9 protein-coding genes are annotated in these 11,419 nt (G+C 65.7%); 5 read left to right on the top strand and 4 right to left on the bottom strand.

All coding sequences use genetic code 11. The annotated features are described in order from the left end of the window. Positions 1–162: 162 nt before the first annotated feature. The gene (locus SBI80_RS00250; RefSeq protein WP_318972236.1) at positions 163–948 is read left to right on the top strand and encodes an SDR family NAD(P)-dependent oxidoreductase; all 786 of its coding nucleotides are present in this window, start codon (positions 163–165) and stop codon (positions 946–948) included. A gap of 540 nt (positions 949–1,488) precedes the next feature. Continuing rightward, entirely contained in the window at positions 1,489–2,493 is a 1,005-nt protein-coding gene (locus tag SBI80_RS00245) for a response regulator transcription factor (protein WP_318972234.1), read from the top strand. 51 nt (positions 2,494–2,544) lie between these two features. Here the strand turns inward: SBI80_RS00245 and SBI80_RS00240 are convergent, their stop codons facing one another. After that, on the bottom strand, positions 2,545–3,279 hold the full coding sequence (locus SBI80_RS00240) for a GntR family transcriptional regulator (protein ID WP_318972233.1): 735 nt from the start codon (positions 3,277–3,279) through the stop codon (positions 2,545–2,547). A 305-nt stretch (positions 3,280–3,584) separates the two neighbouring features. Here SBI80_RS00240 and acs point away from each other — a divergent pair, with 305 nt between their 5' ends. After that, positions 3,585–5,540 (top strand): acetate--CoA ligase, encoded by a 1,956-nt coding sequence (acs, locus tag SBI80_RS00235; protein WP_318972231.1) that lies wholly within the window; start codon positions 3,585–3,587, stop codon positions 5,538–5,540. A 559-nt stretch (positions 5,541–6,099) separates the two neighbouring features. Here acs and mobF read toward each other — a convergent pair. The 3 genes from mobF to SBI80_RS00220 all read right to left on the bottom strand — a co-directional run bounded on the left by mobF (position 6,100) and on the right by SBI80_RS00220 (position 9,817). Beyond that, complete coding sequence (gene mobF, locus SBI80_RS00230) at positions 6,100–8,916, bottom strand: MobF family relaxase (protein ID WP_318972228.1); 2,817 nt, start codon at positions 8,914–8,916, stop codon at positions 6,100–6,102. 319 nt (positions 8,917–9,235) lie between these two features. Next, on the bottom strand, positions 9,236–9,523 hold the full coding sequence (locus SBI80_RS00225) for a HigA family addiction module antitoxin (RefSeq protein ID WP_318972226.1): 288 nt from the start codon (positions 9,521–9,523) through the stop codon (positions 9,236–9,238). 12 nt (positions 9,524–9,535) lie between these two features. Next, positions 9,536–9,817, bottom strand: coding sequence for a type II toxin-antitoxin system RelE/ParE family toxin (locus tag SBI80_RS00220; RefSeq protein WP_318972225.1), 282 nt, complete (start codon positions 9,815–9,817; stop codon positions 9,536–9,538). A 153-nt stretch (positions 9,818–9,970) separates the two neighbouring features. On the opposite strand from SBI80_RS00220, the gene SBI80_RS00215 reads away from it, so the two are divergent. Then, on the top strand, positions 9,971–10,189 hold the full coding sequence (locus SBI80_RS00215; protein WP_318972223.1) for a helix-turn-helix domain-containing protein: 219 nt from the start codon (positions 9,971–9,973) through the stop codon (positions 10,187–10,189). Between the two features lie 32 nt (positions 10,190–10,221). Further along, the gene (locus SBI80_RS00210; RefSeq protein ID WP_318972221.1) at positions 10,222–11,415 is read left to right on the top strand and encodes a site-specific integrase; all 1,194 of its coding nucleotides are present in this window, start codon (positions 10,222–10,224) and stop codon (positions 11,413–11,415) included. Positions 11,416–11,419: the final 4 nt, after the last annotated feature.

Here is an 11,419-nt window from a genome sequence, read left to right as displayed (position 1 = left end):
CACCATATAAGTCGGAGGTCGCGCGCGCCATAGGGAACGCCCGCCGAACGGCCGGGCGTTCACATCTGTATCCCGATTTTGATCACCAATTGACCGATCATCGCGCCCGTGATTACGCTCCGACCGTCCGTCCGAGGTCGTTCACCACCCGGAGAGGGGACCATGTCCCACGCCGAATCTGCCCATCATCACCTGGGGACCGCCATCGTCACCGGCACCGGATCGGCTGCGGGTATCGGGTTTGCGACCGCGCGCCTCCTCGGCCTGACCGGCCTCACGGTGATCTTGACCTCGACCACGGACCGCGTGCAGCAGCGGGTAAACGAGTTACAGGCGGCCGGCATCCGCGCCGTCGGCATTGCCGGCGACCTCACCGACCCCGCTCATGCGGATCGGGTGGCCGCGCTCGCGCTGGAACGCACCGGCCGCATCGACGTCCTGGTGAACAACGCCGGGCTGGCCGCGGTCACCAACCTCGTGCCGGCCGCCACCTTGACACACCTCACCGACCACGACTGGGCGAACGCGATTGGGTGCAACCTGACCACCGCGTTCACCATGACCCGTGCAGTGCTCCCCACGATGGTCGAACGCGGATACGGCCGGGTGGTGAACGTGTCCTCGGTATCGGGGCCCGTGTGCGCCTTCCCCGGGGACGGGGCCTACCACGCGGCCAAGGCGGGTTTGGTGGGTCTGACCCGATCGGTCGCCATCGACTACGCCGGGGCCGGCATCACCTGCAACGCCGTGGCGCCTGGGTGGATCCTGACGGACTCGACCACCGAGGACGAGCTGGCAGCGGGTGCTTCCTGCCCGCTCGGCAGATCCGGGACGGCGGATGAGGTGGCGCATTCCATCCTGATGCTGACGGCCCGGGCGGCCTCCTACATCACGGGCCAATGCATCGTGGTCGACGGCGGCAACTCGATCCAGGAAGATCACAGGTAGTGCCAGCACGTCGGCGTCATCTCGGCACGGTCGTTGCGGAAGATCATGCCGCCCACTGGATCTCGATGGGACGCGGCCGCCAGAACGCATGGCTACGTCTCGACGACTGGTCGGGGTCCTGCGATGACCGCCTCAGCACGAACCCGGCCCGGGGTCGGACATCCCGGACAGTCCGCGTCGCCGGGCTCATTCATCGCAACGGCTTCACGGCTTCCGAACGGGATCGAACGTGGTTCGGATCCTTCCGGACTCGGCGACGCCCGCAGGTATGGCATCGAACCGATGTCGCGATTGCCGGGGGGATCGACGGTTTCGGGACATCCGTCGGATCTGTTGCAGGGTCGGCCGTGCTGTCGCACAATGGGGTTACCATCACCACGTTTGTCCAGCACTTTCCCAGACTTCGAAGTGCTGGCCGAACACCTGAATTCGAGGCGCAGTCGACGACGACGGCGCTAGAATCGGTGGCGGCTGACTGCGCCGCCCCTTCTTTGCGGGTTCAGCCTCTTCACAACCTCATCCAAGATTAGAGGTCGTCGAGTGCCCCTTTGCTACGACACGGAAAACGACGTCCACCTGACCGGGCCGGACGTAGATCTGGTTGCGGACTGCGCCTACAACGCCGGCAGCGAGGAACGCGGTCCGGCCGGCGCGTACATCCTCGAACGGCTGGGAAGCATCGTGCACGCCGACGCGGCGGCGATCCTCGGGTGGAACCCCGTCGCCGGTCGCCATGTGCTCGTGAGCAACTTCGAGTACGCACCACCGACACTTCTCGGTCTGAGCGAGCCCTACACCGACACCGATCCGCACCACGAGATGCTTGCCAGCAAGCAGCCGCTGCGCTTCGCGGACCTGCCCTACGACTACTGCACGACCGAGTTCTACCAAGACGTCCTCGATCCCGCCGGATTTCGGGACGGCCTGACGACGTGTCTGTTTGGTCAGAGCGGGGACTACGTGGGCATGATCCACATGTCGTCGGGCACGCGGGGAACTTTCGACCGGAGGCATTCGCTTCTGCTCAAGACCATCGCCCCCAGCATCGGTCGGTTGTGCACTCCGGCGCGGCCCCGACTGACGGCGGACACGTCGTCGGTCGCCTACATGGACGCCAGCGGCCGAAGTCATGCCTGGGGACAGTGCCCCGCACCCGTGGTTTGCGACGAGCCGGAGTTCATCTCCGCCACGGCCCGATTCCTCGACAGCGGTCGTGAGTCAGTGGTCGGACTATGGCCCACGGCCGCGTCCTGGCTGCGCGTGCGCATGGACCGCATCGACGAACCCCTGTGGGGACCAGGCGTCGTCGCGTTGGTCGCCGCCGCTGAGACGCAAATTCCATACGGCTTGACCAGTCGCGAAGTCGACATCCTCACCGGGGTGGCCCACGGCCTGTCGAATCAACAGATCGCCTCGCGCTATGGGATATCGGTGCGCACCACCACGGCTCACGTCGAGAAGATCTTGCACAAACTCGCCGAACGGTCGCGCACGGGCGCTGCGGTACGCGCCATCGAGGAGGGCCTGGCCCGCCTGATCCCGTGACCATGGCGCCCCGCCCCGCGCCGGGGCGGCAACGCATCGCGGATCGGGATGTTAGTCGCCCCCGGCGTCCACGTCTTGCGCGCGCACGATGGCAACTAGCCGTTCACGGTTGGTCTCAACGTGGGTGGTGATGAGTTCTCGAGCACGATCGTGGTCGCGGTCCATCAACGCGTGGCGGATTGCTTCATGTTCGGCCAGCGCCTGAGCGGGTCGGGTTTGCGTCTCACGCTGCGTGGCCTCGAGGATGGCGATGGCGAACGCCATTTCTTGAGCGATGGACCCGAAGAACCGGTCGGCGCGAGGACTAGCCATCAATCCGATCACGGCGGCATGGAATCCGAGATCAGCTTCCACCACCTGTACCGCGTCGAGTTGTTCGGTGGCGGCGCGCAGCCTATCGAAGGCCTCGCCCAACCGTTCAGCGAGCGCATCGTCGGGGGCCGCCGGGTCCGCGGTGCACCACCGTTGTGCCGCAGCGGTTTCCAGCACGAGCCGCGTGTTGTAGAGATCGCGAATGTCGGCCGCGGCGAAATCGGCCACCTGGGTACCCTTATGACGCTGATGTCGAACGAGGCCGAAACCCTCCAAGATGCGCAACGCGTCGCGCACGGTCCGGCGGGATACTTCGAACTGCGCCGCGATGGCCTCTTCACGCAGCGGCGTGCTGCGTCCGATCGCACCAGTGATGATGGCCTGCCGAATCAGTTCAGCGACCTGCTCTCCGGTAGTCGACCTGCTGGGCAAACCGTTCCGAACAGGTGAGTAGTCGCTGGCGACCCGGTCCATGAGCTGACCTCCTTCGCGGTGCGATGCTCCTGTGGCAGCGAGGCGATTTGCGCCGTACTGTAACCCAGATCGACTTTGTTGGTTAATTGGTCACCAATCTTCGCCACGGGCGCATCGCGGCGAAATCACTGCTCCGCTCGACGCAGATCGTGGTTCGCGCCTTGGATTTTCGGCGGCTGAGAGCCGTAATATCGTAGATTGTTGACGATTTACATGATCGTTGCCGCGCTCACACCGGATGAGCAGCCACGACTCGAGCCCACGCTTAATGCGCTCCGAACCCCGCAGCCCAAGGAGATTCACCAATGACTTCGCCGTCAACCGCATCTGTTACCTCCTATCCGCCGTCGGACGAATTCGCCGAACAGGCCAACGCGACCGCCGCGCTCTACGACGAGGCCGACGCCGACCGCCTCGCGTTCTGGGCCGCGCAGGCCCAACGGCTGTCCTGGAAGACGCCGTTCACCGAGGTACTGGACTGGTCGCAGGCCCCGGTCGCCAAGTGGTTCGCCGACGGCGCGCTCAACGTGGCCTACAACTGCGTGGACCGCCACGTCGAGGCCGGCAACGGCGACCGGGTCGCCATCCACTGGGTCGGCGAACCCGTCGACGACCACCGCACCATCACCTACGCCCAACTCAAGGACGAGGTGTCCAAGGCCGCGAACGCGCTGACCGACCTCGGCCTGGTCGCCGGTGACCGCGTCGCCATCTACATGCCGATGGTCCCCGAGGCGATCGTGGCGATGCTCGCGTGCGCCCGGTTGGGCGCCATGCACTCGGTGGTGTTCGCCGGCTTCTCCGCCAGCGCCCTGAAGGCCCGCGTCGAGGACGCCGAGGCCAAGCTCGTCATCACCACCGACGGGCAGTACCGCCGCGGCAAGGCCGCGTCGTTGAAGGAGGCCGTCGACGAAGCCGTCGAGGCGTCCGATTCCGTCGAACACGTGCTCGTCGTCAAGCGCACCGGGATCGACGTCGGCTGGACCGAGGGCCGCGACCTGTGGTGGCACGACGTCGTCGACGCCGCGTCGACGCACCACGAGCCCGAGGCCTTCGACTCCGAGCACCCGCTGTTCCTGCTCTACACCTCGGGCACCACCGGCAAGCCCAAGGGCATCATGCACACCACCGGCGGCTACCTCACGCAAAGCAGCTACACCCATGTCAACGTCTTCGACGTCAAACCCGAGACCGACGTGTACTGGTGCACCGCCGACATCGGCTGGGTCACCGGGCACACCTACATCGTCTACGGCCCGCTCTCCAACGGCGTCACCCAAGTCGTCTACGAGGGCACTCCCACCTCGCCCACCGAGCACCGTCACTTCGAGATCATCGAGAAGTACGGCGTGACGATCTACTACACCGCCCCCACGCTGGTGCGAACGTTCATGAAGCTGGGCCGCCAAAACGCCGCCGACCACGATCTGTCGAGCCTGCGTCTGCTGGGTTCGGTCGGCGAGCCCATCAACCCCGAGGCGTGGCGCTGGTACCGCACCGTCTTCGGCGCCGACCAGACCCCCGTCGTCGACACCTGGTGGCAGACCGAGACCGGTTCGATCATGATCTCCCCGCTGCCCGGCGTCACCGACACCAAACCCGGGTCGGCCATGACCCCGCTGCCCGGCATCTCGGCGATCATCGTCGACGACGACGGCAACCGGCTCGAGCCCGGCACCGACCACGGCGAGCAGGCCAGCGGTTACCTGGTGCTCGACAAGCCGTGGCCCTCGATGCTGCGCGGCATCTGGGGCGACCCCGAGCGCTTCCAGGAGACCTACTGGTCCCGCTTCGCCGAACAGGGCTGGTACTTCGCCGGCGACGGCGCCCGCTACGGCACCGACGGCGAGATCTGGGTTCTCGGCCGCATCGACGACGTCATGAACATCTCCGGCCACCGCATCTCCACCGCCGAAGTCGAGTCCGCACTCGTCGGGCACTCCGGGGTCGCCGAAGCCGCCGTCGTCGGCGCCACCGACGAGCAGACCGGCCAAGCCATCTGCGCGTTCGTCATCCTCAAGGCCTCGGCGAAGGGTGGCGAGGAGGACATGGTCGACGAACTGCGCAAGCAGGTTGCGACCGAGATCTCCCCCATCGCCCGCCCACGCGAGATCCACGTCGTGCCCGAACTACCCAAGACCCGCAGCGGCAAGATCATGCGACGCCTGCTCCGAGACGTCGCCGAAGGCCGCGAACTCGGCGACACCTCCACCCTCGTCGACCCCAGCGTCTTCGAAGTGATCAGATGCCGCCAAAGGTAGAATTTTCGGCTCGGCCGTCGAACCAAGTCCTGGTTCCGATCAAGTCATCAGCGCTCGCCACCTCAGCACTGTGCCGCGTACGCATCTGCATGTGCCGCAAAGACTCTCGGCTGTGCTCTACGGAAGGTCCTGGTTCGTCGAATTGCGTCTCAAACCATGCCCGCTTGCAGACGCCAACTTTCGGCATGGACATGCGGACCGTCCTGTTGCGTTGACGCGAGACGGCAGTGCGGGGCACGCCTTGCCCGCGTTGGCCGTAGCCTCCGCGCCGGAAGAGATGGCGAGGAGTCCCACAATCTATTACGGTCGAAGTGTCGAGGAACGGTTTGCGCAATACCGATCGGAAGCTGAATCCGAATGCGCCCAGCAATCCGGGGCGGGCTCCCGGGCGTGCTTACGGGACTGATGGATAACGACTGTTATCCATCACCGGGGGTGCTCCGGTTGTAAAATACGACTATCAAGTGACTGTCTGCGCGGTCTCCCTGTAGCAACCGCCGCAGAGTGTGTTGCTGCTAGCTGAACACGCCATTGGCCGCTTGGTGGAACAGGTTGTCCCTCAGAGTTCGATCCCGCTGTCCCGGCTGTGGTTTCGGCTTCGGTCACTGGCGCGGAACCGTTCGCTTTCGTGCGCTCGTGCCATCGTCTCGTCCCATCCGTCGACGACGTCTTGCCATCGCGTGTGGACGATGTTGCGGTCCCTCAACTTCGCGCTCTGTCGGTCGAGCAGGCCTGCGACCATGTCCGGCAGAAGATGCCGCGGGGTGGCGGCGGCTACCTGGTGCGCGGTGACGGGCACGTCGTCATGGGCCTCGATGATGGAGCGCGCCAAAAGGCTGGCCTGAGCGCTGGTGCCGCGGTGCAGGACGTGCGGGCCGTCCGCGGGCGTGGATCCATACTCCTGTTCGATCGTGCGTTCGTAGAGATATGCAGTGTTGGCGTCGCGGGCGCGGGTCATGGCCACGTAGAGCATCGATCGTGTGGTGTTCTCCCCCAGGACGGCGTGGGTGGTGTCGGCGGTGACGCCTTGCGCGGAATGCACCGTGACGGCGTAACCGTGGCTGACATGCTCGGTCACGTAGTCGGCGTGAAATGCGGCGTAGGCACGGTCGGACAGTCGTTCGGCCGTAACCCGATTCGTACGGGGATCGACAGCTGCGACGCACCAGCGGTCACCGTTGCGCACCGGGTCCGCCGCCGCGCCGTGGTCATCGGCGCGTCGGACGTCGACGGTGGGATCGTTGCGCCGGGACAGGATCAGATCACCGACGGCGATGCGCTGCCCACGCACCGCGGTGACCGTGGGCGCGTCGTTGGGGATGGTGTCGTCGTGGATGCGGCGGTTCAGGGCGTCGGCCATCTCGGTAGTGTCGCAGAGCAGCAGCGCGTCCTTGCCGACCGCGACATCCTTCCGGTATCCGTCCAGGGCATCGGTGGCCATGGCGATCTGATCCCCGCACCGCAGCCGATCGTGGTTTCGGTACCAATCGACGGCCGTGCGGACCGCCGCCGGCTCACCATCCCGCAACGCCAGCGAAGCAGTCCGCTCCTCCGGATCAGTCATCCGCCATACCTCCGAGAGGTGTCGGGTCCAGGGCAGATCCGTACACAGCTGGGCGAAAATCCCACCGCGGGCCTTCACCGGCGCCAACTGATGGGGATCACCGACCAGAACCGTCTTCACCCCCGCAGATGTGGTGGCGGTGAGGAGCCGGCATAGATCCTCGGTGCCCACCATTCCAGCTTCGTCCACCACCACCAACGTTCCGCGGTCGAACGTCAGGGCGCCGTTGCGAAGATCCTGTAGGGCCTTGGCGATGGTGAACCCTTCGTCGCCGGCGCCTTCGCGGACGGCGACGTCGACGGCCCGCCCGGTCGGGGCGAGTACTAAGACGTGGGCGTCGTGGCGGTGGTGCGCGGCGGCGCGCAGCGCGCGCAGCGAGGTGGTCTTGCCCGCGCCCGCCGGCGCGGACAACGGCTGCACCAACCATGGTGACCGACCAATGGCCTGCACCGCGGCCTTCTGATCCGCCGACAGACCGCGGGTGTCTTCCTCCTTCACCCACAGCTGTGTGCGGTCGTCCCGGGCGTCGGCCAGGTCCAGCACCGCGACTTCCTCGGCCAGGATCCGGGCCAGGGTGAACCGCTCGTAGCCCTCCCGTTGATGGCGTTGCCTGGGTGCGGTGAGGCGCATGCCGAGCTCGTCGACCGCGGCCTCCACCGCCTCCCGCGGCGACCGGTCCCCGTCCACCGGGAGTTGCGCGCCGACGATCTCCACCAGATCGGCCCGGGTGAACGCCGCCTTGCCGATCCGTTCCGCGGCGTCGGCCAAGCGCGCGCGATCCAGAGGAGCGCGCGCGGCGGCGCGGCGCTGTGCGCGCGCCTGCTCGAAGGAGGCGCGGTCCAGGCGCACCCCCCGCGCATCGGCCTGCCACTGCGCCAGCAGTTCTGGCCACGCGAGCTCTTCGGGCTTGGTCGGTCGGGTGGCCTTCTGCGCGGCGGCGAGCTGCGCCGCGCTCAGCGGCGCGTCCTGCACGCGCAGATGCCGCGCCGCCCATTCCCGCAACTGAGACGAGCGCCGCGACCACGCGGCGATCGACGCGCGGTCAATCCCGGCGACCTCGGCCATCCCGGTGTGCGGGTCCACCGGTTCCCACTCGAACCCCAACGACCTGTGCAGCTCCCGACGCAGAGTGGCCTGGTAGATCACCCCGGCGGCCTTGGCTTCGTGATAGAGCGACGTCCCGTCGATCGACACCAGGGCGCCGTCGGCGCGGGCTTGCCGGTTGGGAACGATGACGTGGGTGTGCAGGTGCGGGTCCCCGCAGCGGCTCGTCTCGTGCTGATAGGCCACCGCCACCAACCCGGGCAACTGCACCAAGTCCTTCTGTTCGGTCACCGGGTTGTGCATCCGGGTGTAGCCGGCGTGGGTGGCCAAGTACTCCATCGCTTCAGCGAGCGCAGTGGTGTGCGCGTAGGCGATCCCCTTCGCCACGACGTCATCGGCCTTCAGCGCTCGAATCACCGACACACTCTTCGGCGCGGCGAACGTCAGGTCATAACCGTGCACCCCCTGCGCTCCCAGAGCCCGGCCTCGGGCACCGCTCGGGGCGACCCCGTCGTCGAGCCAGCGCGCCACCACCCCGGCCTCAGCCCCACCCCCCGCGCGCTGGGTGTCCGAAAGCCCCACCAACCCGGCAGCAGAACGAGTGTCACCCGCGCACAACCATGTCGGTGTTCGGGTGTCGCGCTCGGAGTAGTACTCCCCCAACCCACCCCCGGCCCGCTGAAAGTCAGCGGTGGCGCGCTGCGCCGATGCGGCGGTGTCGAGATAGTAGGTGATCGACCACCGCTTCAACTTCGAGATCGTCAACACCGCAGCCACCAACCTCAGGTATCAAACCCCAAAGTCAGAACGACTGCCCCGCCGTCACTTTCGGCCACGCCCCAAAACGCAACCACCACCAGTATCGCACCTTGTGCAAATGTGCCACTGCAGTTTCTAGCTTGGAGTCGATGGCGGAAGAAGTACGGAGAGTGGTTGTGGGACAGATGTTTTAGATGAAGTAGGGAGGACATCGGTGGGGCAAGTGGGGACGGAGGGAGGCGTGCGAGATGAGTTGGAGCTAGGTGATGCCGAAGAGCGTGCGCCATCGACGCCGTTGCCGATTGGCGATTGGCGATTGGGCGAATGCTCAGGCGATGCGTTCGATCGCGCCGAGCGCGGTCGACAGCTTCTCTCGGGCGACCTCCGCGTCGTAATGCGCCTGCATGTTGACGAAGAACATGTCGGTCAGGCCGAGCGCTCGAGACAGCCGTAGAGCCGTATCGGCAGTAATTGCCCGCTTGCCGTGAACGATCTCGTTGATGCGACGAGCGGGCACGTCGATCGCCTTCGCGATCCGGTACTGCGTGATGCCCATCGGCTCGAGGAACTCCGTCATCAGAATCTCACCGGGGTGAGTGGGAGCGAAGTCGGCCATGCGCGTTCCTTTCTAGTGATAGTCAACGAGTTCGACATTGCAGGCGCCACTGACGCTCCACGTAAAGCAGAGGCGCCACTGGTCGTTCACGCGCACGCTGTACTGACCGGCGCGGTTACCGGATAATTTCTCCAGGCGATTGCCCGGAGGCACGCGAAGATCGTTGATGGTTTCAGCAGCGTTGATGAGAGTCAGTTTGTTGTAGGTGAGCTTGGCGAGATCCGGGCTGAGCCTCTTGACGTAGCGCCGATGCCATATCGCCTCCGCGTCCTTGCCCCGGAACGAGCGGATCACCATCAGATAGTAACGCTTGCCAATACTAACGGCAAGCGTTACTATTGGAGCGTCTCGCGAAGATTGTGCAGTGCGCGTCAGACGACGGAATTACAGTGGTGGGACACCACTAGACCCGAGGTGATCGCATGACACACCCCCTTCGAGGTACCCATGGCTGGACCCGACTCCCCTGACGCCAGGCACGTCATTACGAGCCGGCTTCTCACGGTCGTTGAAGCTGCTGACGCGTTAAGGATCTCCCGATCCTCCGTCTATCGACTGTTCGACGCGGGCCAGCTCGCCTGGGTCCAAATCGGAACGTCCCGCAGAGTGGCATCGGCAGAGATCGATCGTTTCATCACCGCACACACCGAGGACGCGGCATCGTGACCGCGTCGCGCATCAACCAGTAGAAGCTTGTGATGGCCGAACGTCGACAACTCCCCCCGCAGATCAAGCGGGTGGAGCTCGCCCAACGCGATGGCGGAAGGCCTGCCATTCGCTACCAGCTCACTGTTGACGTCGGCGAGGCCGATGGCAAACGCAAACAGTTCCGGAAGCGCTACACCACAGAGAAAGAAGCCCGAGCGGCGCTGGACGCCGTCCGCGGCGAAGTGAGTCGCGGCACCTACGTCCATCCCACGAAGGTCACCCTCGCTGAAGCGTGCGAGGACTGGCTGGCGGCTAAGCACGGACTCAAGCCATCGACGTTGCACGGACACAGGGTGAACCTCGCCGCCGCAATGGCCGAAGTCGGCGAGATTCAGGTGCAGAAGTTGACCAAGCGTCACCTCGACGACTTGGTGACCAAGCTGCGCGCTGGCGGACTGTCCTCGCCCACAGGCAAGACCCGGAAGCCTTGGTCCCCGCGGTCGATCAACTACATGCTCGGACTCCTCACCGCGGTCTTGAAAGACCAGATGCGCCAGGGCCACGCGGTGCGGAACGTCGCGGAGCTCGTCGACCGAATCCCCGCCGACGCGAAGCCGGCGGAGACATTCACACCCGCGGAGCTCCAGACGGTTCTCAAGCACGTCGACGGGGACCGGTACGCGATCGCATGGCAGCTCGCACTTACGGGACTTCGGCGGGGCGAGGTCGCTGGCTTGCGTTGGAGTGACATCGATCTCGAGAACCGGACGCTGCAGATAGCGTCTACGCGATTGAGATTCGGCAAGCACCTCGTCGAGGACACACCGAAGTCACGGGCCGGGCGCCGAACGTTGCCGATACCCGACCACTTGGCGGCGACCCTGCGCTCAGCCCGTGCAATCCAGGCGGCCGACAGGCTCATGCTGGGTGAGGAGTACGAACCCAGCGGTTTCGTCGTTGTCAACGAGTGCGGCAGGGCGCTCAGCCCGCATGCGCTTACGTCGCGATGGGCGCGGATGCTCAAGGCCGCCGGCGTCCGCCACATCCGCTATCACGATGCCCGCCACACGTGCGGCACACTGATGCACCTCCGGGACGTACCCATTGCCGTCATCTCAGCCTGGCTAGGTCACTCCTCGAAGGCATTCACGATGCAGACATACGTGCATTCCCAGCCCGAGGCTCTCTCGGCAGCGGCGCAGAGCTTCTCGCGAGTCGTCGGCCACGATTCGGGCTGCGACTGAATCA

The organism is Mycolicibacterium sichuanense (assembly GCF_033741125.1).
GTDB lineage: Bacteria > Actinomycetota > Actinomycetes > Mycobacteriales > Mycobacteriaceae > Mycobacterium.
Note: the sequence above shows the minus strand (reverse complement) of the source record. Positions and strands in the feature narration are given on the sequence as shown.